Raw genomic sequence first — 22,667 nt, forward strand, 5'->3', positions numbered from 1 at the left:
GCCATCTTGGGCGCTATATCCCTATTGAAGCCGATCTGAAGGACCGGAATCAATAAAGCTGTTTCGTCACATGATAAAAATTTTCTATCGAGTAACGATTTCAGGGCCAGTGTAGATCAGGACTGGCGGCGAAAATCGCCTGCTAGCGCCATGGCTTCGTCAAGCAGCGCCTGCACGAGCGTGGTGTTCGGATCGCGTTTTGCCACCACCAGTCCGACCGTGTGGCTGGCGTCGGGCTCGATGATCGGGATTGCCCGGATCGGCTCGGCGAAACCGAAGGTTTCCGCCAGGTTGAGCGGCATGATCGACGACCATTTGCCGGTGCGGATGTGCGAAAACAGCACGATCATCGAGTTCGATTCGAGCGTCGGGCGCACCTGCACGCCGGCTTCGGCGAGATGCTGGTCGATGATGCGACGGTTCTGCATGTCGGGCGTGAGCAGGCAGAGCGGCAGCGTGCTCACTTCCTCCCAGGTGACCTTGTCGCGATCTGAATATTCGTTCCCGGCAGCCGTGATCAGTTGGTAGCGCTCCGCATAGAGCGGCACGCTGGTCACCCGACCCAGCGGTTCGTTGTCGAGATAGGTGATTCCCGCGTCGACCTCGTAGTTGCCGAGCAGCGACAGCACCTCGATCGAGGTGCGCGACAGAATCGAGAAGGTGACGCCGGGGTGTTTTTCGCGAAACGGCGTGGTCAGCTTCGGCACCATGGCGAGTGCGGTCGGGATGGCCGCGATGCGGATACGCCCCGACAGGCCGTGGCGCGCGGCGCGCATTTCCTCGCGCATGGCGCGCGTGTCGCCGACGATGCGCCTGGCCCATTCCAGCACCTGCCGGCCCTCTGGTGTCAGACCCTGGAAGCGCGACCCGCGCTGCACCAACATCACGCCGAGGATGTCCTCGAGCTGCTTGATCCCGGCCGACAACGTCGGTTGGGTGACGCCGCATTCTTCGGCTGCGCGTCCGAAATGTTGCTCTCTGGCGAGTGCGATGAAGAATTCAAGCTTGTCGATCATGCCGGCAAGCTAACTGCAGCCGCCGCCTTGCGCCAGACTGGTTGCGCTGCGGTTTGTGTGTTCCGTGCTGGGTTGTGTGGCGGTTCGGGAGGCGTTGGTGCAGGCCTGTGCTTGTAGCGCTCGTCGCTTCATGCCGTGGCGCCCTCATGATGTCCGCAACGGTGCAATACGAGCTATTCGGCCGTGCATTCGCACCAGCCATCTCATCGCGCCTCCGGCACCGATAGGGCTACCTGCGGTCCAACCTACTGGTTTATCAGGTTCAGGATATTCCCGTCGGGATCGGTGAACCACGCCACGCGCAGGTCGCCGAAGACGTGCACGTCGCCGTCGAGCTTAGTGTCCGGCATGTCGTAGTGCTCGAAGACGACACCCCTGAGCTTCAGCTCCTTGACCAACCGGTCGATATCGCCACCCACCGCCCAGGTGACTGCGGTCGCCTTGTTGGTGCCGGCGAATTCGGAGCGGTAGACGTTGACGAGCGAGCTGCCGCTCTTTAGCACGGCAACTTCCTCGCCCATGGCTTCGACCTCTGACAGCCCAAGCGTGCCGATGTAAAAGTTCCTGGCGCGGCCGAGGTCCCTGACCGCGATGTTGGCGATGGCGTTGGTGTGTCCAAGCATGTCGTCCTCCTTCGCAAGGTACTGGATTGCACCGACGGAAACCTCGCCCGCCACAGCGGACGAGGCAAAAAAAGCTCAGCCCCGCTCGGCGGTGGCCTTGAGATTGGCGAGGCCCTTTTCGAAGTCCTTGCCGATCATCTTGTCGAAGTTCATGACCGTCTGCATCACCTTGGTCATGAAGGTCGATGGTCCCCGCATGGCCCATTTCACCCGGGACGTCTGTCCCTGGGGCACCATCGTGAATTCGGCCATGTTGTGTGCCTCGAACGGCCGGAGGAAGTCGAGCTTGATGGCGATCTTGTTCGGTGCTGCCGCCTCGACGATCTCCATGCGACCTGAGCCGACTTTCTTATTGCCGTTCCATTCATAGACCGCGCCGCGGCCGGACTCCGCACCGCTCATCTTGCGCTTGAGGTCGGGGTCGAGTCCTTCCCAGGGCGACCAGTCGCGCCATTTGTGGAAGTCGTTGATCAGCGCGAAGACCGTTTCCGGAGCGGCGGCGACGTCGATCGTCCGCTGGACGACGAAATTGTTCGGTTTGGTCGCGGCAATTGCCAGAATGGCAATGATCGCCAGAACGATGATGCCGACTATGATGGCGAGAATGGTCATGTCAGTTGCCTTCCGTGCCTTAGCGGACGAACGGGATCAGAGCGCGAAGCCGCTCGTTGCGCAAGTAGAGGCCGCCCCAGAGCATTAGGCCGAGATAGACGCCGAACAGCGTGTGCGTGAACAGCGGATTGCCGATGCGCACATGGATGGCGATGGCGCCGCCGAGATAGCCGGTAAGAAGGATCGCACCGAGCACGGCGGTGCGCGGCCAGGCATAGAGCACCGTGCAGGCCAGCGTCAGCACTCCCAGCGTGCGGGCCAGTTCCGGCGGAAAGCCGAGGGCTGCGGTGGTGTCGATCACCACCTGCAGCGGAACGAGCTTGATGACTGCATCGAAGATCAGGAAGGCGATGACCAGGCCGCTAAAAACGCGACCGGTCCACAGGGCGGAATTGGAAATGGCGGGAGTTTCGATTGCCGAATGCATGATGTGGTGCCTCGTTGGTGTCTGCTGCAAGGACGCAGCAGCCTGGTCGATCCCGACATGCCCGCCGAAAAAACCTTGTCCCCAACAGAAGGGGCGGCCTGGCTCTTTGCCATAGGCCTTTGCCGACTGCCATTTCGGGTAGCTTGGTTCTTCCGCCAAACTGCATTATCTCATGCCCATCACAGTGCAGCAGGTTCTTCACATGACAGTCACCAAAGAAACCGTCCTGGAGCGTCTCAAGACGATCAACGGCCCGGATTTCTCAGGCAACATCGTCGAGCTCGGGCTCGTCTCGGAAGTTTTCATCGCTGACGGCAAGGTGTTTTTCTCGATCACCGTACCTGCCGCGCGCGCCCAGGAGATGGAGCCGCTGCGCGCCGCAGCCGAACGCGTCGTCAAGGCCATTCCCGGCGTCAGCGGTGCCGTTGTCGCCCTGACCGCCGAGAAGAAGGGCGGCGGCATGGAAGCGCCGGTGCCGACGAAGCCCGCGGCACCCCGCCCAGCGACCGCACCTGCGGCACGGCCGGCTCAGCATGCGCCCGCCTCGCAGTCGCAGGGCAAGCGCGGTGTGCCCGGCATCGCCTCGATCATCGCGGTCGCCTCCGGCAAGGGTGGTGTCGGCAAGTCGACGACGGCGGTCAACATTGCCCTCGGCCTCGCCGCCAACGGCCTCAAGGTCGGCGTGCTTGACGCAGACATCTATGGCCCGTCGATGCCCAAGCTTCTCGGCATTCATGGCCGCCCCGAGACGGTTGACGGCAAGATCCTGAAGCCGATGCAGAACTATGGCCTCAAGGTCATGTCGATGGGGTTCCTCGTCGATGAGGAAACGCCGATGATCTGGCGCGGGCCGATGGTCATGTCGGCCCTGACCCAGATGCTGCGCGAGGTCGAATGGGGGCCGCTCGACGTGCTCGTCGTCGACATGCCTCCCGGCACCGGCGACGCCCAGCTGACCATGGCCCAGCAGGTGCCGCTGGCAGGTGCGGTCATCGTCTCGACGCCGCAGGATCTGGCGCTGATCGATGCCCGCAAGGGTCTCAACATGTTCAAGAAGGTCGATGTCCCGCTGCTCGGCATCGTCGAGAACATGAGCTATTTCGTCGCCCCCGACACCGGCAAGCGCTACGACATCTTCGGCCATGGTGGCGCGAGGAAGGAAGCCGAACGCCTCGGCGTCACCTTCCTGGGCGAAGTGCCGCTGGAAATGGGCATCCGCGAAAGCTCCGATGCCGGAACGCCTGTTACCGTCTCCAAGCCCGACAGCGCCCAGGCGCAAACCTATCGCGCCATTGCCGCCAAAGTCTGGGAGCGCCTGCAGGAGGAAAAGGGCGCCGCCGAAGCGACAACACCGACCATCGTGTTCGAATAGGTAAGGGGACTCAGCCGGGAGAGGGGCGGACTATCCTCCGCCCACCTTCTCGCCGAAGGTCGAGAAGAATTGTCCGGCGAGCTTCTTCGAGGTCGAGGTGATGAGCCGGCTGCCGAGCTGGGCGATCTTGCCGCCGACATCGGCCTTGGCCGCATACTTCAGGATGGTCGCTTCGGGTCCGTCCTCGACGAGCGTGACATCGGCGCCGCCCTTGGCGAAGCCTGCGATGCCGCCCTTGCCCTCGCCCTCGATGGTGTAGGAGTGCGGCGGCTTGAGGTTCTTGAGCGTGACCTCGCCGGCAAAGGTTGCCTTGATCGGCCCTATCTTGAGCACCACCTTGGCGGCCATTTCAGTGGGCGACGACATCTCTAGGCTCTCGCAGCCGGGAATGCTTTCCTTCAGGATCTCAGGATCGTTCAGCGCCTTCCAGACCACATCGATGGGGGCCGCGATCTTTTCCTCGCCTTCGATCACCAGAGCCATGACGTCCTCCCGACTGACCTGTTTCCAAAAGGGGTAACGGACGACGCAGGCCTTGTCTATCGCACCGAGGTTCCGGACACATCTGTCCATACTCTTACCGCTTGTTAAGACCCGCATGGGATGACCGGTCCTGAATACTTGCGAGGGCGACGTGCTCAAGATCATTTTGAAGGCCAGCGCCATCACGGCCGCTGTCATCGCCGTCAGCCAGGTGGTTTCGTTTGCCGGCCGCTATGTCGCTGGCCAGCCCTTCACCTGGTTCGTGTTCATGATGAACTCGCTCCTGCCCATGCTCACCGCCTTTCCGGCCGGCCTCTATGTGTTCTGGCAGAATGCCAAGCTGCGTCGGGCGCTGGACGATCTTTCGGTGCTCCATGCCAAGCTGGAGACCAAGGCCAATCGCGACCAGATGACCGGGTTCCTCAATCGCGAGGCCTTCTTCGAAAGGTTCAAGCAAGTGCGTCGCAAGACTGACGAAGGAGCGCTTCTGCTTATCGACGCTGATCACTTCAAGAAGATCAACGACACCTATGGCCACCTTGTCGGCGATGAGGCGCTGAAGCTGATTGCGGGAGCGATCGACGCCACCACGCGCCAGCCCGATGTCGTCGGCCGCATCGGCGGCGAGGAATTCTGTGTCTTTCTGCCGGCCGTCGGCCGTAGCGAGGCGGCCGAGATCGCCGAACGGATCAGGCTTGCCGTCGAGCGCCTCGAATTTTTGCCGAATGGCATCAGGCATCCGCTGACCATCAGCGTGGGCATCGCGCTTTCGATCGGGCAGCAGCCGACCTCGCAACTGATGCGGCGCGCCGACCGCTGTCTCTACGAGGCGAAGGGCCGCGGCCGTAACACCGTCGTTATCGAAGACGCGCTGGAGGTTGCGTAAGCCTGGGGTTCGCCGCCCCCTCAGCCCTTGCGGCCGATCGGGATGATCTCTCGCGACGCTTGCGTGAACTCTGCGCCCTGCCAGCTGCCGAGCCAGCGGTCGACGACAAGGCCCGCAGTGGCGATCATCGCGGCGAGTGGCTCCTGCGCCGGGAAGGCGATGCGCGATTGAGCATGGAACAACCGGCTGTTTGCCGGGACGCGGTAGAAGGTGTCGTAGGTGACGATGCCTGTCGTCTCATCCTGCACGGCATCGTTCCAGGCTTCCACCGGGCCGTAGACGGGATGCTCGACGCTGCGTTGCGAGTCGCCGGGACCCCAGCCCAGCCAGGCCTCTGCCAGCGGATTGCGGGTGTCGAAGATGAAGCGCCCACCGGGCGCGAGATGGGCCGCGATGGTGTTCAGCGCCGCCTGTTGCTCCTCCGCCGTCAAGAATACCTGGAAGGCGTGACCGGTCAGGATGACCAGGTCGAAGGACTTGCCGAGGCGAAGCTTGCGGGCGTCGCCCTCGACCCATTCGACCAGGTCGCCGCCGGGTCGTTTGCGGGCGACATCCAGCATGGCCGGCGCCGGATCGGCGCCGGTTACTGTGCGGCCGGGCGCAAGCATTGCCGTCAGGGCGCCGGTGCCGCAGCCGAGGTCGAGCACGCTGCGGGCGTCGCCGGTGAACTGCAGGATGAAGTCGACATCGTCGCCGCCTTCGTTCTCGAGGTCGTAGAACTGCACGAGTTCGGGGTCGATGTAGAGACGGTCGTCGATCAAGGCACTGCTCGCTTTGACATGTGAAATTGCGCATCGGCCCGAAAAGCAGGTTCGGGGTTTCGGGCCAGTGACTGGCGGCGCATTCTTATCATCGGGGCGCTGCGATAAAAGCCCCGCAGGCGGCAGATGCGGGCCGACAGAAGCGGCATTGCGCGATGTTCACGCGCCATGCCGTCGTCGCTCTTGCAGCGGTTTGGTCCTTGCCATAACGATGCAAGTCCGGATTTCGGGAGGAATTGATGGCCGGCACTAAGACGACGAAGAAGCTCCGTTCGCAGGAGTGGTTCGACAATCCCGACAATCCCGGCATGACCGCGCTCTATCTCGAGCGCTACCTGAATTTCGGCCTGACCCGCGAGGAACTGCAGTCGGGCAAGCCACTGATCGGCATCGCCCAGACCGGCTCCGACCTGTCGCCATGCAATCGCCACCACATCGAGCTCGCCAAGCGTGTTCGCGACGGCATCGTTGCAGCGGGCGGCGTGCCATTCGAGTTCCCTTGCCACCCGATCCAGGAAACGGGAAAACGCCCCACCGCTTCGCTCGACCGCAACCTCGCCTATCTCAGCCTGGTCGAAGTGCTCTACGGCTATCCACTTGACGGCGTGGTGCTGACCGTCGGCTGCGACAAGACCACGCCGGCGCTGCTAATGGCAGCCGCCACTGTGAATATCCCGGCCATCGCGCTGTCAGTGGGGCCTATGCTCAATGGCTGGCACAAGGGCGAACGCACCGGCTCGGGCACCATCGTGTGGAAGTCGCGCGAAAAGCTGTCGGCCGGCGAGATCGACTACGACCAGTTCATGGACATCGTCGCCTCTTCGGCACCATCGGTCGGCTATTGCAACACCATGGGCACGGCAACGACGATGAACAGCCTGGCCGAGGCGCTGGGTATGCAGCTACCAGGTTCGGCCGCGATCCCCGCACCCTATCGCGAGCGCGGCCAGATCTCCTACGACACCGGCAAGCGTATCGTCGACATGGTGCGCGAGGACCTGAAGCCTTCCGACATCATGACGCGCGAGGCGTTCGAGAATGCCATCGTCGTCAACTCGGCCATCGGCGGATCGACCAATGCGCCCATCCATCTCAACGCCATCGCCCGCCATCTCGGCGTGGTGCTCGACAATGACGACTGGCAGAAGGTGGGCCACCATGTGCCGCTGCTGGTCAATCTGCAGCCGGCCGGCGAATATCTTGGCGAGGATTACCACCACGCCGGCGGGGTGCCGGCCGTTGTCGCGGAGCTCATGAAGGCCGGGCTCCTGCCGCACCCGGATGCCATCACTGCCAATGGCCGGACGATGGGCGAGAACTGCGCTGCGGCCGAGAACATGGACACCAAGGTCATCCGGTCGGTCGCCGACCCGCTGAAGAAGGACGCCGGCTTCATCAATCTGAAGGGCAATCTGTTCGACAGCGCGATCATGAAGACGAGCGTGATTTCAGGCGAATTCCGCGAACGCTATCTGTCGAATCCTGGGGATCCCGAAGCTTTCGAGGGCACGGCAAAGGTGTTCGACGGACCGGAGGATTATCACGCCCGCATCGACGATCCGGCCGAGGCCATCGATGAGAACACTATCCTGTTCATGCGCGGGACCGGTCCTGTCGGCTATCCTGGTGCTGCCGAGGTAGTGAACATGCAGCCGCCGGCCTACCTGATCAAGCGCGGCATTCATGCACTGCCCTGCATTGGCGACGGCCGCCAGTCCGGCACCTCGGGTTCACCGTCGATCCTTAACGCTTCGCCGGAAGCCGCTGTCGGCGGCGGGCTGGCGCTGCTGAAATCGGGCGACCGCGTGCGCATCGACCTGAGAAAAGGGACGGCCGACATCCTCGTCAGCAACGACGAGATCACCCGCCGCCGCGCCGAGTTGCAGGCCAATGGCGGTTATCGTTACCCCGATCACCAGACTCCATGGCAGGAGATCCAGCGCGGCATGGTCGACCAGCTGTCTGAAGGCATGGTGCTCAAGCCGGCAGTGAAGTACCAGCGAGTCGCTCAAAGCAAGGGTGTTCCGCGCGACAATCACTAAGCGCGTGGGCTCAAGGCGGCAGAGCGCCAGTATCTGAGCATCGCCGCCCCGCTGCTATGCGGGGCACTGGGGCACAAACACCCGAGCTAATCGCCCGCCGCATTTGTGGCTTTGCCGGAGCAGACCGGCTGGTCCAGAGTTTCTGCGAGGATGCTGTGCCGGTTGATCTCGGCGTGCGCGGCGTAGTGACCAAGATGCTGCGCAGCAGCGGCGGCCCCAATGCCGAGAGCCAGGGCCGCGGCAAATGCCGCGACCCAACGATGCCAACCGGGCGCCGCTCTCAGCAAGCGGCGCCGAACTGCCAACACAGCGACGATCAGAGCTCCGAGTGCACAGCACATAGCCTGCTCAGCCGTGCTTGCCGCAGCCGCAGCCGGCCGGATGGTAGCGTCCCGTCATCTCGACCATGCCGCCCTTGCCATACATGTCGTGCGGCCTGACCCAGTCGGCGAGCAGGTGGAACGGCCCGTTCTCGGCGCGGCCCTTGGGCATCACGTCGAGAAAACCATAGATGCCAAGAAACTGCTCCGCGCCGCGACCGAAGGTCGAATAAGTCTGATAAATCTGGCCGTCGTCGTCCTTGTAGAAGACGCTGTCGCCGGAGAGATCCTCGATAGGGAAGTCGAGCGGCGCGAAATTGTAGATGGCCTTCTTCGCCGCCAATTGCTCGGGCGTATAGGAGACGTTGAAGTCGTAGTTGAAATCGCTGCCGAAGGACGAGACGAAGCGCGCCTTCCAGCCCATGCGCGCCTTGAGCGCCTCGGCTTCGGCAAGCGGCGCACGGGTGATCGCAACGTAGCTGACGTCGTGGTTCTCGAGGTGGACAAGCACGCTGTCGACGTTGTCGAGCTCGAACGAACAGCCGACGCAGTGGTGCTGCTGACCCGGCGCCATCATGAAATGCTTGACGAACAGCTGGCTGCGGCCGTCGAACAGGTCGGATAGCGACAGCCGACCCTCAGGACCGTCGAAATGATACTGTTTGTCGATCCTGACCCAGGGCAGTTCGCGCCGTTCAGCGCTCAAGTCGTCACGCGCCCTGGTCATTGCCTTTTCCTTGGCGAGCAGCGCCAGACGCGCCGCAATCCACTCGCCTCGCGATACGATTTCATGCTGCATGTCACTCTCCATCGTTTGGACACAGGTTTCCAATCGGCCGCCGGATGGTGGCCGTCATGCACGGTTCGAAGTTCGATGCTTGCGGCTAAAGGTAAGCGGTCACTGCCGGCGGCCGGTCCCAGGCGTCGTTCTTGCCGTCCTCATAGATGATTGGCACGGCGGCCAGTTCGTCGGCAGAGATGTCGTCGAGACAAGCGATGTTCACGGCGTAGAAATCGCCGCCCATGATTTCGAAGCTGGCCGAGGCGAAGGGATGGACGCCACAGCGGCTGCAGAATCTGTGGCGGATGGCCGACGTGCCGAAGCGATATTCGGTCAGCATCTCGGCACCCGTGACGACTCGGAAGCCGGCGGGGCGGGCAAAATTCTTCCAGAACCGCGTCTTGGCGCACCAGGAACAATTGCAGCGGAAGCTCGACGTCCACCAGACGCCGTCAAGCTCGGGCTTCGCGCGTTGACCCTCGGGCGCCAGATCGAGCTGACATTCGAAATGCACGGCTCCGCAGTGGCAACTGCCGCGATAGGATTTCAGCATCTTCGTTTCTCCTCGCATGGCGCGTCGTTCCGATGATCGACAACGATCATCGGTGACAGCTGTTTCAATCGGACAATCGGTGCGCCGGCGGCTTCAGCCAGCGCGCGAAAGGTCAAACCACGGGCCGGCCGGCGAGCGCATCGGCCAGGCGATCGAGGCATTCGCCCCAGCCACCCAGATGCGAGTCGCGGGTTTCGACGTCGAGGAACGGCTCCTGGCGGAAGGTCAGTCGCGTACCGTCGCCCTCGGCCTTCAGCGTCACCGTTACCAGGGTCTGCCAATCGGGGTCGTGATCCCAGGCGAAGGTGAAGACGATCCTCTGGTTCTCGACGATCTCGCGGAAGGAGCCGGACATGCCGTTGTCGAGATGGCCGTGGATCAGGAGATGATAGCTGCCGCCTTTGCGGAACTCGTGCGTCTCGCAACTCGACGTGAAGCCTTTCGGCCCCCACCAGCGGCAGAGATGCTCGGGGCTCGACCACATGCGGAAGACGAGCGCCGGCGGCGCTTCGAAGACGCGTGAGAATTCGAGGACAAATGACTGGGCGGCGACAGTGTCAGTTCTTGCGGTCATCCGGATCTCCCTTGGGCGTCTGCAGTTCCTTGAGATAGTCGGCCATGCGGTCGAAGCTCTGATCCCAGAAGCGGCGGTAGTGCTCGACCCAGTTGGCAATGTCCTTGAGCGGTCCGGCCTCCAGCCGGCACGGGCGCCACTGCGCCTCGCGACCGCGGCTGATGAGACCGGCACGCTCCAGCACCTTCAGATGGCGCGAGATCGCAGGCAGGCTCATCTCGAACGGCTCGGCCAGTTCGTTGACCGTCGCCTCGCCCTGGGCAAGCCGGGCGAGGATGGCTCGCCTTGTGGGGTCGGCGAGGCTGGCGAAAGTGGCGTCGAGGCGATCTTCGGTCATTTATTTAGCAAACTTGTTAATTAACGTAATTGTTAAATACTGCTAGGGCGGAGTGGAGTCAAGTCACGCGCTACCAACGCCGCACAATGGCGGTGCAGAAGCCCTGCGCGATGGAATAGAGGCCCGCCTCGCCCGTTCACTCTGCCATCATCAAGGAGAGACAAAAATGTTCCTGACGCCCAAGCCGCGCTCGATACGCTTTCGCTGCCGCTCTGAGGACGATGGCGTGATCCCGCCGCCGGTTCCGGCCAAGACCTTCATGCCCGACTGGTTCCGCAAGCTGCCGGCGGTCGATCCCGAGAAGCTGTCGACCGGCGACAGCGGGCTGACGGTCAAGCGCTGCATGCCGTTTCTCGACGCCATGACCGCCGGCTGGATCATCCGGCTCGCGGCAACCGTGCGCATGGAGATTTCGAACGGCGGCGCGAAGGTCGACACCGCCTGGGATTTCGACCGCACGCTGGTCAGCAACCACGGCGCCCACCAGGTGGCCGGCAACCCGCGCGCGCCGCTGCCGCCCTGCAAGTTTCACAACTACTGGAGCATCCGCACGCCGCCGGGCTGGAGCTGCCTGTTCGTGCAGCCGCTGAACCGCCCCAACGGCATCTTCGAGATCGTCTCGGGTGTTGTCGACACCGACAGCTACACGGCCGACATCCATTTCCCGTTCTTCGCCACCGGCACTGATGGGCTTCACATCATCGAAAAGGGCGCGCCGATCGCGCAGGTCATCCCCTTCGAGCGCAAGGCACTGGAGCTTTCGGCCGACATATGCGCCGAGAGCGAGGACGAAAAGCAGGACCGTACCCGTGTCTTCCGTAACACCATCTCCGCCGAGGGATGGTACCGAAAGTTCGCCCGCGCCCAGCGCTGAGACGCCTTTTCAAGGTACGACAAAAAGGGCCGGCGGCGAACCACCGGCCCTTTTTCCTTGCTTCCGCCGAGATCAATCGTTGTCGGACGACGAGTTCGAGCTGGAATTGGACGAGGAATTCGAGCTCGAATTGCTGGAGGAGTTGGACGAGCTGTTGGAACTGGAGTTGGACGAGGAGTTTGACGAACGGTTGGAACTCGAATTGCTTGACGAGTTCGACGAGCTGTTCGACCAGCTTTTGCCATCGGATTTCTTGCCGCCCGTAAGAACCGTCTTGAAGAAGCGGCCGATGTCGTCATCGGCGTGTGCAGGCGTCTGCGCCAGTGGTGTTGCAAAGATCAGCGCACCAAGAATGGCGAGGGTCTTTTTCATCTGTCATCTCCTGTTCGACAATCTTGCTGATTGCCGGGGAGGAACGGGAGGCATTGGCGGTTATTCCATCGCTGGCGGAAAATCCGCCGACTGTATTTCTGCCGGTGTTTGAATTCCGCACCGGCGTGGCCTAACTGGAAACCAAAGCAACGGACGCAGACATGGCCAGACGACGTTCTTCCCTCGGTTTCCTCGGCCTGTTCGGCCGATCCAGCGACCTGCGCGAACTGGATGGTGCGCTGCGCGCGGTCGACCTGCATCCGGCGCTGGTGCCGGAGGGGGTGAAGCTGACTATGGTCAACCTGATGAAGGACCATTGGCCGGACGAGCCGCCGGTTTCGGCCTATGCGCCCATCGCCCAGCTGTTTGGCTACTGCATTGCTGGCGCGGACGCCTTTGCCGACGCCAATGGCGGCGACATGACCCAGCGCGTCGAGCACCGCATCGAGGCAGCACTTGAGGCCGAGGAAGGCTTCGACGCCCAGATCATCCTGCTCGCGCTGCATGCCAAACTCATTAATCCCGACGTCGTCGAGCGCTTCGGGCTCAGCGCGGGCTAACCTTACGTTTCGACCGACGGTTCTTTCATCAAGGTCGCCGGGTCGGGACTGGTGAGCGCGAGCAAGGGCAGGGCGGCGGCGCCGATGAGGGCGCAGCTCTGGCCGAGGCCGCTGACTTCGACGCGTGTCTCCGCCGCGTCCGAGCGGACCGACGGGCCGGGATCGCCCATGCGCTCCAGCAGCTTGTGCAGCAGCCAGACGGGTGCCGTGCCGCCGAGCACGATCGCCTGGGGATCGAAGATATTCTCAAGGCTGACGAGCGCCCGCGACAGCGCTGACGCCGCGCCATCCAGCCAGGCCTGCGGCAAGGTTTCCGGCGCAAGCGGTGCGTCCGCCGGCAGAAGGTGCCGAAGCCCATCGAGTGCCAGATAGCCGTGCAGGCAGCCGCGGTTGCCGCAATGGCATTTCGGTCCCTTGGGATCGATGAGGATGTGGCCGAACTCGCCGGCGTTACCACGCCCGCCATGCACCGGCACGCCGCCCTGCACGATGGCGCCGCCCACGCCTTCGCCGAGGAACAGATAGAGGAAATCGCCGCGTCCCTTGGCCTGGCCATGGGTGTATTCTGCCATGGCGGCGGCATTGGCGTCGTTTTCGAACACCAGGGGCGCCGACGCAAACAACGCCTCGAACGGCTTGGCGAACTCCGCCTGCGCATCGGCGAGACCGCCTGTGGCCGACCAGCGGCTGGCGAGTGGACGCGAGACGACGACACCAGTGCCGAGCCGCGACAGCCGGCCAGCCGCGGCATCAATCTCGCGCGAAATAACCTTGAGCGCGTCCACTCGCTGGCCATGATCGCCGTCGAAGGCACGCGCCTCGGGCCGCGCCAGGACATTGCCGGCGAGGTCGGTGGCGATGGCGTGGCAGAGGCCGGCCGCGACATGCAGGCCGAGGCAATAGCCGGCGCCCGGATTGATCTCGATGTCGATCTGCGGCTGGCCGCGCTGGCCGCGACGGCGGCCGGTCTCGCGCACCAGCCCGGTGTCGATCAGATCCTCGATGATGTTGCGGATGCCCTGCGGGGTGAGGCCGGAAAGCCGCGCCAGCTCGACGCGCGACAGGCTGCCGTGGCGGCGCAACGCGTCGAGCACGACGGTGCGGTTGTAGCGCCGGGTGAGAGTCGCCGAATTGCCGTTGGCCATGTTTCCTCCCTCGATTCCGGTCTCGCTAGCATATAAAAGTAAAACAACGAAATTTCTTTATTGACTCCGGAGTGGCTTCCTCTAGCCTCGCGGCGGATCGAACAGGCTCGCCATGGGGACGGGTCGCAGGCCGAAGGAGGAAAAGTTGATGCAGTCGATCGACCGCGTGAAGCTGAGGGAGATGTTTGCGCCGCCTGGCGACCTGGTGGTGCAGAAGGTGCTGGACCGGCTCGACAAGCACTGTTTGCATTTCCTGTCGCTGTCGCCGTTCCTGCTGATCGCGACGCAAGGGAACAACGGCGCCGACGTATCGCCGCGCGGCGACCCGGCCGGTTTCGTCAAGGCGATCGACAGGCAGACGATCCTGATCCCCGACCGGCCCGGCAACAACCGGCTCGACACGATGGAAAACATCCTCGACAACCCGAGCGTCGGCTGCCTGTTTTTGGTTCCTGGGCTGGGCGAAATCCTGCGCATCAATGGCGAGGCCGACCTCGTCGTCGGGCCGGAACTGGAGCAGCTCGCCTTCCAGGGCAAGACACCGCCGGTCGCCATCCGCATAAGGATACGCGAGGCGCTGTTCCACTGCGCCAAGGCGGTCATCCGCTCCAAGGTCTGGAATCCGACAACCTTTGCTAAGCGCGAGGATTTCCCGCCGCTGGGCGCGGTGTTGGCCGACCAGATCGCCGGTCTCGACAAAGACGAGATGATCGAATGGATCCGCGTGGGCGACCAGCGGACGCTTTACTGAGGTGTGACATGATCGAAATCAGCTTCACCGAGGCCGATGGCAACACGCGCACCCTGAGCGCCGAATCCGGCGGCACGCTGCTCAATGCCATACTCGGCGCCGGCATCAAGGGCATCGTCGCCGAATGTGGCGGCGGTTGTTCGTGCGGCACCTGCCATGTGCATGTCGCCCGTGAATGGACTGACAGACTGCCCGCACCGGCCGACGACGAAACCGACATGCTGTCGCTGGCCGAGGGCGTGACCGAACAGAGCCGTCTCGCCTGCCAGATCAGGCTGGTGCCCGAACTTAACGGGCTCAGCGTGGCGCTGCCGGGAGCAGCCTGATGCAGCGCATCGTCATCGTCGGTGCCGGCCATGCCGGGGTCCAGGCGGCTGCCTCGCTGCGCGACCAAGGCTTTAGCGGAGCGATCGAGCTCGTCAGCGCGGAAAATGCATTGCCCTATCATCGCCCGCCGCTGTCGAAACGCTTTGCCGAAGGGCTGACCGACGCGGCGATCGCGCTCAGGCCGGCGGCCTTCTATTCGGCGCAAGACATCAGTCTGCGGCGAGCCACGGTGGTGGAGGAGATCGACGCCAGCGAACAGCGCCTGACGCTGAGCACCGGCGAACAGCTCGCCTATGACCAGTTGATCCTTGCAACAGGCTCCCGCAACCGCAGGCTCGAGGTTCCGGGCGAAGAGCTGAGCGGCATCGTCTCGATCCGAAATCTCGGCGATGCGTACCGGCTGGCCACATCCGTCGTCATCGGCACGAGGGCCTTCGTCGTCGGCGCAGGTTATCTCGGTCTTGAAGTGGCGGCTGCCCTCGCCAAGCGGGGCGTGAAGGTCACTGTCGCCGCATCGCGTCCGCTGCCGCTTGGGCGGTCGGTGTCCCCTGATACAGCGAGCGTGCTGGCGACGGCGCTGCGGGACATGGGCATCGAGACGATTGTCGGTGCCGGTATTTCCGGCTTCGAAGGCAATGGCCGGCGGATATCGGGAGTGCGGTTCGCTGACTGCAGCCTGTACGAGACGGACCTGGTGGTCATCGGAATAGGGGCCGTGCCCAATGTCGAGCTGGCCCAGCATGCGGGGGTCGAGGTCGACGACGGCGTCTTGGTCGACGCGGCGCTGGCGACCTCGGCGGCCGGCATATCGGCCATCGGCGACTGCGTGCGAGTTCGGGGCATTGCGCGCCTGGAAAGCGTCGCCAATGCAACCTTTCAGGCCCGCTGCATTGCGGCCCGGCTCTGCGGTAGACCGGCGCCCGCGGCAGAGACGCCGTGGTTCTGGAGCGACATTGGCGATCTCAAGCTGAAGATGGTCGGACTGCGGCAGCCTGACGACGTGGTGCGGACGCTAACGGCCGACGGCGGCCACGTCGCGTTGTGCTTCCGCAACGGCGAACTCGCTGCAGTCGAGACGATCAACGCCAACCGCATTCATGTGGCTGCGCGGCGCATTCTCGATGCGGGCGTCCAACTCGGAGTGGACGCGGTATGTGCCCCCGATTTCGACATGGTCGCTCTCGCGAAGTCGCTCGCCGCGCGACCGATCGAGGCTTCACGCGCGGCGTAGCTGCAGCGTACGAAAGGGCCGCCGTGTGCCTGTGCGACTACCCGCCCATGCCGCTGCGCGGCAGATGGATGAGTTCGCCAAAGCGGGCGCGGAGCTTGTCGTCGGTCGCCTTCGAAACATGCCTTGGGAAGCGTTCGGCGAGCACGCGCTTCTTTTCGGCAATGGCCTTGCCGAGCAGGTCGGGCTTGCCTTTCTCGTTCCATTCCTTGGGCGAGAAGCGATCGGCGACGGCGGGATAAAAATACTCCGTCTGCATCAGCCTCAGCGTCTGCTCGTTGCCGAGATAGTGGCCGGGGCCGTTGAGGCATACTTCGGAGATGGTGGCGATTGACAGCGCCTCGTCCGAAACCTCGATGCCACGCACGCAGCGCAGGCATTGGCCCAGCATATCGTTGTCGATGATCAGGCTCTCCAGGCAGAAGCCGAGCAGCGAGGCATGCATGCCCGCGGACTCATAGACCAGATTGAGGCCCGACAGCCCCGCCATGACATTGGTGATGCCCTTCTCGTAGCCGGACTGAATATCGGGCAGCTTGGAGTCGGCCATGCCGGCGGCCGAGCCTCCGGGCAGGTCGTAGAATTGGGCCATCTGGGCGCAGGCGGCCGTCAGCAGCGCCTGCTCGGCCGAGCCGCCGGACATGGCGCCGGTGCGCAAATCGGAGACGAAGGGCCAGGTGCCGAAGATTGCCGGGTGCCCCGGTTTCAGCGCGTTGACATAGACGAGGCCGGCCAAAACTTCTGCCACTGCCTGGACGACAGCGCCGGCAATTGCCGCCGGTGCCGTAGCCCCAGCCTGACCGGCGGACAGCAAAAGAATCGGGATGCCGCCTTCGACACAAGCTTCGAGCACGCCGCAGGCATCCTCGGCGAACTTCATCGGCGGCACGACGAAACAGTTGGAATTGGAGACGAAGGGCCGGGCGCGGAAGTTCTCCTCGCCGCCGGCAATTTCGTAAAGCATCTCCAGTGCCGGCGCGACGTTCTCGCGCACGGTGAAGCTGGTGCCGACATGCTTGGAAGTGCCGGAGACGCAGGCGTAGAGCGTGTTGAAATCCATCTCCAGCGGATCGGGAATGTCGCGCGGCACCATCGGCCGCTGGAAGAAGTGGATGTTGTCGAGCCCGTCGACGATGCGGGCGGCGTCATAGATGTCCTGCAGCAGGCTTTCGCGATATTCGCGCTTCTCGACGTCGACGAGGTGAACGGCGGCACCCGCCGTGCCGTAATGGACCCGCTTGCCCTGGATCACCATGTCGTGCTTGGAGTCCTGGCCGCAAAGCGTGAAGTTGCGGGCGGCGTTCCTGATGGTGGACAGCACCAGCGCGCGGGGGAAGCGGATGCGGCCGTCATCGCTGTAGGTGGCGCCGACCCGTTTCAGCGCCTCGATGCAACTCGGGATGGCGTTGGCGAAGCCGACGGTTTCAAGCAGCGTCAGCACCGCCTCGTGGATACGCTCGAGTTCGTTCTGGCCGAGCGGTTTGAAATGGCCGCCTTCGAGGCCGGCGCGGACAGGGCGTATGTCCTCGGCCAGGGGTGCTGAACGCAGCGCTCGTCGCGCCTCGCGCCCGCCGGATCGGCGTGAGCGTTGGTCTGCCAATGCGTCATGCGTTTCCGCGACTGCTGGCATGCATATCCTCCGATTTTTGTGAGGCTGGCCCGCAGTGATTATGCCACCGTCGTTCAGCCTCGTTCCCTGGAGACGACTATGCCGCGTCCATTGGCCCAAGCCATGGGCCAGCGGATTGTGCGAGATATGCCAGATACAAATGCAAACCGGCGGCCCGAAAGGACCGCCGGCAAACAAGATCGGAAGAGGTTTCAGGCGGCGGCGGGACGACGTCCGGCAGCGGTCGCAAGCTCGCGGATTCCGGGCTCGATATGCTGGAGGGCGATCGAGGAAATGCCAAGCCGCATAAAGCGTGTAGGCTTGTCGCTGTGCTCGAAGAAGCGCTCGCCCGGCTCGATGATGACCGAGCGTGCCGCAGCCGCCGCCGCAAGGCCGCGGGAGTCGGTTCCGCGCGGTCCTTCCAGCCACAGCGACGTGCCGCCTGCGGCATCGGTCGCCTGCCAATCTGGCAGGAATGCTGACATAGCCTGGACCAATCGTTTGCGCCTCTCGCCGAATGCGGTCGACAGGCGGCGCACCAGCGCCTCGTGATGGCCGAGCGACAGGAACAGCGCGACCGCGCGCTGGTTGTTGGCTGGCGGATGGCGCAGCATGAAACGGCGCAGGGCGCGCAGCTCCGAGATCAGCCCGGCGGAGGCGACGATGTAGCCAAGGCGCAGGCCAGGGGCGAGCGTCTTCGACATCGAGCCGACATAGACGACGCGGCCCGAGCGGTCGAGGCTCTTCAGCGCCTGCTGCGGTGCCTCGTCGAGCAACTGGCTGTCATAGCCGTCCTCGATGATGATCTGGTTGTTGCGCATGGCGCGCGCCAGAAGATCCTGCCGGCGCTCGGCGCTGAGCGGCACCATGGTCGGGCACTGATGGCTCGGCGTGACGAAGACAAAGCCCGCATCCGACGGGATGGCCGAGGTGACGATGCCCTGCTGGTCCACCGGCACGGGCTCGATATCGGCGCCGGCGAGGCGGAAGATCGAGCGCGCATCCGGGTAGCCCGGGTCCTCCATCGCCACCTTCGACCCCTTGGTCATCAGCAGCGAGGCAAGCATGTAGAGCGCGTTCTGGGCACCCAGCGTGACGATGATCTCGTCGGGATTGGCGAAGATGCCGCGACGCGGCAGCAGTCGCGCCTGGATCTGCTCGATCAGAAGCGGGTCGTCGCGGTCGACCATGTCGGCCGCCCAGTTGCGGATCTCGAGCACGGCCAGCGCCATGCGGTTGCATTCGCGCCATTCGGCGGTCGGAAACAGGGTCGGGTCGAACTGGCCGTAGACGAACGGATAGGATGACTTGATCCAGTTGTCGAGCTTGGCCGGCGGCTGCATGTCGGAGGCGGCGATCTGCCGACGCGCCTTCCAATCGATTTCATTGGCCTGGTCGGGGGCCTTCTGCTGCGGCTTGGCCGGCGTCGCCAGAACTTCGGGATTGACGAAATGGCCGCGACGCTCGCGCGCCACGAGGAAGCCCTGATCGACCAGTTGCTGGAAAGCAAGCACCACCGTGCCACGCGCCACGCCGAGCTTTTCGGCAAGAATTCGGCAGGATGGCAGCGGCATTGACGCCGCGATCTGCCTGTCGAGAATGGCCGCCACGATCGCCTGCCGGATCTGGGCCTGAAGGGTCTGGCCCGATTCCGCCGAGATCCTGAAGAGGCCGGACCAGATCGCCGTGTCGTTTCGCTGTGGCATAGTGACGTTTCCTGCATGTCCAGTCTTTTTGATTTTGCTGGACCATAGAAAGCTATCCTTGGCTCAACGTCTTGCACCAATCAATTTTTCTAATCCTTGGGATTTATGCCAGTGAACTTTCCGGTTCCAGTTGCGGAAGTCTTCGGTTGAACCGATTGAAATTTGCCACGATAGTCCGCCGCGGCATTTCTCAATGAGTCCCCAGGTCTGCTAGGATGATGCCAGCAGCTGACAATCCCCGGAGGTCCCAGGTGATCGACCAACCCTTCAAGGCGGCACTGGCCGCGCTTCGCAACCACCATCAGGACGCGCAGATGAACATGCGCGCGGCGTTTGCCTCCGATCCCAGGCGCTTCAAGAGCTTTTCGGTCACTGACGGCGACCTTCTGTTCGACTGGTCGAAATGCGCTGTCGATGCCGAGGCCATGTCGCTGCTGGAAAAACTGGCGCTTGTCGTCGACCTGCCCGGACGGCGCGCGGCGATGTTCCGCGGCGACCGCATCAACGTAACAGAGGACCGCGCGGTGCTGCACACCGCATTGCGCAATCCCAAGGGTGAGCCGGTCATACTCGACGGCCACGACGTGACCATTGACGTTCATGCCGTGCTCGACGCGATGTCGGCCTTTGCCGATGCCGTCCGCTCGGGCAAGGCCGCTGGCGCCACCGGCAAGAAGATCACCGACGTCGTCAACATCGGCATCGGCGGCTCCGATCTCGGCCCGGCCATGGCAACGCTGGCGCTGTCGCCCTACCATGACGGACCGCGTTCGCATTACGTCTCCAATGTCGACGGCGCCCACATCCACGACACGCTGAAGGGGCTGAATGCCGAGACGACGCTGTTCATCATCGCGTCGAAGACCTTCACCACCGTCGAGACCATGACCAATGCCGAGACGGCGCGACGCTGGGTGCAGGCAGCACTGGGCGCCAACGCCGTGGGCCAGCATTTCGCCGCCGTGTCGACCGCACTCGACAAGGTGGCTGCCTTTGGCATCGAAAAGGACCGCGTCTTCGGCTTTTGGGACTGGGTCGGCGGCCGCTATTCCCTTTGGTCGGCGATCGGCCTGCCGATCATGATCGCGGTCGGCCCGAAGAATTTCGGCGAATTCCTCGCCGGCGCGCACGCCATGGACAAGCACTTCGTCGAGGCCCCGCTGCTCAAGAACATCCCGGTGCTGATGGGCCTCGTCGGCTTCTGGAACCGGGTGGTCTGCAATCATCCGGCACGCGCGGTCATCCCCTATGACCAGCGCCTGTCGCGGCTGCCGGCCTATTTGCAGCAGCTCGACATGGAATCGAACGGCAAGAGCGTGACGCTGGCCGGCGGCGGCGTGGTGACGCCGACCGGCCCGCTGGTCTGGGGCGAACCGGGCACCAACGGCCAGCACGCCTTCTTCCAGCTTTTGCACCAGGGCACCGATTTCATCCCGGTCGAGTTCCTGGCGGCGGCCGAAGGCCATGAGCCGGACCTCCAGGAGCATCACGACCTCTTGCTCGCCAACTGCCTGGCGCAATCGGAAGCGCTGATGAAGGGGCGCACGCTCGAAGAGGCGCGGCGGCAGATGCTGACCAAGGGCATGAAGCCCGAAGAGGTCGACAAGATCGCGCCGCATCGCGTCTTCTCGGGCAACCGTCCGTCGGTGACCATTCTCTACCGCAAGCTCGACCCGTTCACGCTTGGCCGGCTGATTGCGCTCTACGAGCACCGCGTCTTCGTCGAGGCGCAGCTGTTTGGGATCAACGCCTTCGACCAATGGGGCGTAGAACTGGGCAAGGAACTGGCCACCGGACTGCTGCCTGTCGTCCAGGGGCGGGAAAATGCCGCGCGAAGCGACGCCTCGACAGCCGGCTTGGTGGAGCATATTCACCGGCTAAGGGCATCGAGCGGCCAGTCGGACGCTTGAAGAACGCTCCAGGTTTCTAGACCCACGCGCCGCCCCGAAAATCGAAACGGATTTTCGGGGCGGCGCAGAATTTCAGATCCGCATCGTGTGTTCCGAAGATCCGGGGCGCGATGCGCAGGGAGTAAATGATTTGCGGGGCATCAAGGGCATCCTCTTCGACAAGGACGGCACGCTCGTCGACTTCCAGGCGACGTGGTTCGCCATCGGCGACCACATGGCGATGAAGGCTGCGGGCGGCGACCGCAAGCGCGCCGATGCGCTGATGACGGCAGCCGGCTACGACTTCGATGCCCATTGCTTCAAGGCCGACTCGGTGTTTGCCGCGGGCACCAATGCCGACATCGTCGAGCTCTGGTATCCCGAGGTCGATGATGCCGAGCGGGCGGCGATGGTCAAGCATTTCGACCAGGTGACGGCAGAGGAAGGCGCGGCCAAGGCCGTGGCGCTGCCGGGCAGCAAGGACGCGCTGGCAAGCCTGCACAGCGCCGGCTTCAAGCTTGGCGTCGCCACCAACGATTCGACCGGTGGAGCCGAGAAGACGCTGCTGTCGCTGGGCGTCGCCCAGATGTTCGACGCTGCCTATGGTTATGACGCGGTCGCCAACCCCAAGCCGGCACCGGATGCGATCCACGCCTTTTCCGACCTCACCGGCTTGAAGCCGTCGGAGATCGCCATGGTCGGCGACAATCGCCACGACCTCGAAATGGCGAGGGCCGGCGGTGCGCTGGCGATCGCCGTGCTGTCGGGCACCGGCACGCGGGAATCGCTGACGCCGATGGCCGATGTGGTGCTCGATTCAATCGCTGACCTGCCGGCCTTCCTCGCCCGCGAGGCCTGAGGGGCCTGCCGCGTTCATCGACCTGCTCCCAGGGACACTCCAATGGCTGATGAGCTGACCATCCGTCGGGCGACCCGCGAAGACCTGCCCGAACTGGTGCAACTCTATCGCCATCTTGTGCCCGACGATATGCCGGTCGGTACCGAGCAGGCGGAGGACATCTGGGAACGCTTCTCGCATTACGGGCCGAGCGGCATCTTCCTCGGGTTGGTCGATGGCGAGCAGGTGGCAACCTGCACGCTGGTGGTGGTACCCAACTTCGTCCGCAGCGGCGCCAACTACGCGCTGATCGAGAATGTGGTGACGCATGCCGACTTCCGTGGCCGGGGCCACGGCAAGGCCGTGCTGCTTGCGGCCGTGGACGCCGCATGGTCGCTCGGCTGCTACAAGGTGATGCTGCTCACCGGCTCGAAGGAACCGGCGACGCTGGGGTTCTATCGCAACGCCGGGTTCCAGACGACGAAGACGGGGTTTGAGATGCGAAGGCTTCCAGCGCGAGAAGCGTGAAGCGGTTTGTTCGAAGCGCGATCGCTCAGTGTGCTTGCGCCTTCGGATCGACT

At 63.7% G+C, this 22,667-nt stretch carries 25 protein-coding genes; 12 read left to right on the plus strand and 13 right to left on the minus strand.

All coding sequences use genetic code 11. From position 1 onward, the window contains the following. Positions 1–116 precede the first annotated feature (116 nt). The 4 genes from B015_RS0104025 to B015_RS0104040 all read right to left on the minus strand — a co-directional run bounded on the left by B015_RS0104025 (position 117) and on the right by B015_RS0104040 (position 2,678). The gene (locus B015_RS0104025) at positions 117–1,016 is read right to left on the minus strand and encodes a LysR family transcriptional regulator (protein WP_018426378.1); all 900 of its coding nucleotides are present in this window, start codon (positions 1,014–1,016) and stop codon (positions 117–119) included. 245 nt (positions 1,017–1,261) lie between these two features. Next, positions 1,262–1,639 carry a VOC family protein gene (locus B015_RS0104030; RefSeq protein WP_026226858.1) on the minus strand — a complete coding sequence of 126 codons (378 nt, stop codon included), beginning with the start codon at positions 1,637–1,639 and terminating at the stop codon, positions 1,262–1,264. Between the two features lie 75 nt (positions 1,640–1,714). Next, complete coding sequence (locus tag B015_RS0104035) at positions 1,715–2,251, minus strand: SRPBCC family protein (protein WP_018426380.1); 537 nt, start codon at positions 2,249–2,251, stop codon at positions 1,715–1,717. A gap of 19 nt (positions 2,252–2,270) precedes the next feature. Further along, positions 2,271–2,678 (minus strand): DoxX family protein, encoded by a 408-nt coding sequence (locus tag B015_RS0104040; RefSeq protein ID WP_018426381.1) that lies wholly within the window; start codon positions 2,676–2,678, stop codon positions 2,271–2,273. Between the two features lie 202 nt (positions 2,679–2,880). Between B015_RS0104040 and B015_RS0104045 the strand changes: the two genes are divergently transcribed. Next, entirely contained in the window at positions 2,881–4,050 is a 1,170-nt protein-coding gene (locus tag B015_RS0104045; RefSeq protein WP_026226860.1) for an Mrp/NBP35 family ATP-binding protein, read from the plus strand. Positions 4,051–4,080: 30 nt separating this feature from the next. Here B015_RS0104045 and B015_RS0104050 read toward each other — a convergent pair whose 3' ends face one another. Beyond that, a complete protein-coding gene (locus B015_RS0104050) occupies positions 4,081–4,533 on the minus strand; it encodes a carbon monoxide dehydrogenase subunit G (protein WP_018426383.1) in 453 nt (150 codons plus the stop codon). A 151-nt stretch (positions 4,534–4,684) separates the two neighbouring features. On the opposite strand from B015_RS0104050, the gene B015_RS0104055 reads away from it, so the two are divergent. After that, positions 4,685–5,419 (plus strand): GGDEF domain-containing protein, encoded by a 735-nt coding sequence (locus B015_RS0104055; RefSeq protein ID WP_018426384.1) that lies wholly within the window; start codon positions 4,685–4,687, stop codon positions 5,417–5,419. 20 nt (positions 5,420–5,439) lie between these two features. Here B015_RS0104055 and B015_RS0104060 read toward each other — a convergent pair whose 3' ends face one another. Beyond that, on the minus strand, positions 5,440–6,180 hold the full coding sequence (locus B015_RS0104060; protein WP_018426385.1) for a methyltransferase domain-containing protein: 741 nt from the start codon (positions 6,178–6,180) through the stop codon (positions 5,440–5,442). A gap of 239 nt (positions 6,181–6,419) precedes the next feature. Between B015_RS0104060 and B015_RS0104065 the strand changes: the two genes are divergently transcribed. Then, complete coding sequence (locus B015_RS0104065) at positions 6,420–8,222, plus strand: IlvD/Edd family dehydratase (protein WP_018426386.1); 1,803 nt, start codon at positions 6,420–6,422, stop codon at positions 8,220–8,222. 348 nt (positions 8,223–8,570) lie between these two features. On the opposite strand, the gene B015_RS0104075 is transcribed toward B015_RS0104065, so the two are convergent. The 4 genes from B015_RS0104075 to B015_RS0104090 all read right to left on the minus strand — a co-directional run bounded on the left by B015_RS0104075 (position 8,571) and on the right by B015_RS0104090 (position 10,787). Further along, positions 8,571–9,341 carry a thioredoxin family protein gene (locus B015_RS0104075; RefSeq protein WP_157632683.1) on the minus strand — a complete coding sequence of 257 codons (771 nt, stop codon included), beginning with the start codon at positions 9,339–9,341 and terminating at the stop codon, positions 8,571–8,573. A gap of 85 nt (positions 9,342–9,426) precedes the next feature. Then, entirely contained in the window at positions 9,427–9,876 is a 450-nt protein-coding gene (locus tag B015_RS0104080; protein WP_026226863.1) for a GFA family protein, read from the minus strand. 112 nt (positions 9,877–9,988) lie between these two features. After that, positions 9,989–10,450 carry an SRPBCC domain-containing protein gene (locus tag B015_RS0104085; protein WP_018426390.1) on the minus strand — a complete coding sequence of 154 codons (462 nt, stop codon included), beginning with the start codon at positions 10,448–10,450 and terminating at the stop codon, positions 9,989–9,991. Next, a complete protein-coding gene (locus B015_RS0104090; protein WP_018426391.1) occupies positions 10,434–10,787 on the minus strand; it encodes a metalloregulator ArsR/SmtB family transcription factor in 354 nt (117 codons plus the stop codon). The genes B015_RS0104085 and B015_RS0104090 overlap by 17 nt, the downstream gene beginning before the upstream one ends. Before the next feature lie 166 nt (positions 10,788–10,953). Here B015_RS0104090 and B015_RS0104095 point away from each other — a divergent pair, with 166 nt between their 5' ends. The 3 genes from B015_RS0104095 (at position 10,954) to B015_RS0104105 (ending at position 12,593) form a co-directional block, all read left to right on the plus strand. After that, positions 10,954–11,661 (plus strand): DUF6065 family protein, encoded by a 708-nt coding sequence (locus B015_RS0104095; protein WP_018426392.1) that lies wholly within the window; start codon positions 10,954–10,956, stop codon positions 11,659–11,661. Positions 11,662–11,740: 79 nt separating this feature from the next. After that, the gene (locus B015_RS33205; protein ID WP_018426393.1) at positions 11,741–12,145 is read left to right on the plus strand and encodes a hypothetical protein; all 405 of its coding nucleotides are present in this window, start codon (positions 11,741–11,743) and stop codon (positions 12,143–12,145) included. 49 nt (positions 12,146–12,194) lie between these two features. Next, positions 12,195–12,593: a hypothetical protein gene (locus B015_RS0104105; RefSeq protein WP_018426394.1), complete on the plus strand. Its 399-nt coding sequence runs from the start codon at positions 12,195–12,197 to the stop codon at positions 12,591–12,593. A 2-nt stretch (positions 12,594–12,595) separates the two neighbouring features. On the opposite strand, the gene B015_RS0104110 is transcribed toward B015_RS0104105, so the two are convergent. After that, entirely contained in the window at positions 12,596–13,738 is a 1,143-nt protein-coding gene (locus tag B015_RS0104110) for an ROK family transcriptional regulator (protein ID WP_018426395.1), read from the minus strand. A gap of 148 nt (positions 13,739–13,886) precedes the next feature. On the opposite strand from B015_RS0104110, the gene B015_RS0104115 reads away from it, so the two are divergent. The 3 genes from B015_RS0104115 to B015_RS0104125 are packed head-to-tail and all read left to right on the plus strand — an operon-like array spanning position 13,887 to position 16,047. Continuing rightward, a complete protein-coding gene (locus tag B015_RS0104115) occupies positions 13,887–14,489 on the plus strand; it encodes an MSMEG_1061 family FMN-dependent PPOX-type flavoprotein (RefSeq protein ID WP_026226864.1) in 603 nt (200 codons plus the stop codon). 8 nt (positions 14,490–14,497) lie between these two features. Next, positions 14,498–14,815 (plus strand): 2Fe-2S iron-sulfur cluster-binding protein, encoded by a 318-nt coding sequence (locus tag B015_RS0104120; RefSeq protein ID WP_018426397.1) that lies wholly within the window; start codon positions 14,498–14,500, stop codon positions 14,813–14,815. Continuing rightward, positions 14,815–16,047 (plus strand): FAD-dependent oxidoreductase, encoded by a 1,233-nt coding sequence (locus B015_RS0104125; protein WP_018426398.1) that lies wholly within the window; start codon positions 14,815–14,817, stop codon positions 16,045–16,047. The genes B015_RS0104120 and B015_RS0104125 overlap by 1 nt, the downstream gene beginning before the upstream one ends. Positions 16,048–16,084: 37 nt before the next feature. On the opposite strand, the gene B015_RS0104130 is transcribed toward B015_RS0104125, so the two are convergent. Beyond that, the gene (locus tag B015_RS0104130) at positions 16,085–17,674 is read right to left on the minus strand and encodes a trimethylamine methyltransferase family protein (RefSeq protein ID WP_018426399.1); all 1,590 of its coding nucleotides are present in this window, start codon (positions 17,672–17,674) and stop codon (positions 16,085–16,087) included. Between the two features lie 191 nt (positions 17,675–17,865). Beyond that, positions 17,866–19,359: a PLP-dependent aminotransferase family protein gene (locus tag B015_RS0104135; RefSeq protein WP_018426400.1), complete on the minus strand. Its 1,494-nt coding sequence runs from the start codon at positions 19,357–19,359 to the stop codon at positions 17,866–17,868. Between the two features lie 254 nt (positions 19,360–19,613). Between B015_RS0104135 and pgi the strand changes: the two genes are divergently transcribed. The 3 genes from pgi (at position 19,614) to B015_RS0104150 (ending at position 22,614) form a co-directional block, all read left to right on the plus strand. After that, positions 19,614–21,269, plus strand: coding sequence for a glucose-6-phosphate isomerase (gene pgi, locus B015_RS0104140; protein WP_026226865.1), 1,656 nt, complete (start codon positions 19,614–19,616; stop codon positions 21,267–21,269). Positions 21,270–21,399: 130 nt separating this feature from the next. Beyond that, positions 21,400–22,107, plus strand: coding sequence for an HAD family hydrolase (locus B015_RS0104145; protein ID WP_018426402.1), 708 nt, complete (start codon positions 21,400–21,402; stop codon positions 22,105–22,107). Positions 22,108–22,149: 42 nt separating this feature from the next. Continuing rightward, a complete protein-coding gene (locus B015_RS0104150; RefSeq protein ID WP_018426403.1) occupies positions 22,150–22,614 on the plus strand; it encodes a GNAT family N-acetyltransferase in 465 nt (154 codons plus the stop codon). Positions 22,615–22,667: the final 53 nt, after the last annotated feature.

This window comes from Hoeflea sp. 108, assembly GCF_000372965.1.
In the GTDB taxonomy this organism is placed as follows: Bacteria; Pseudomonadota; Alphaproteobacteria; order Rhizobiales; family Rhizobiaceae; genus Aminobacter.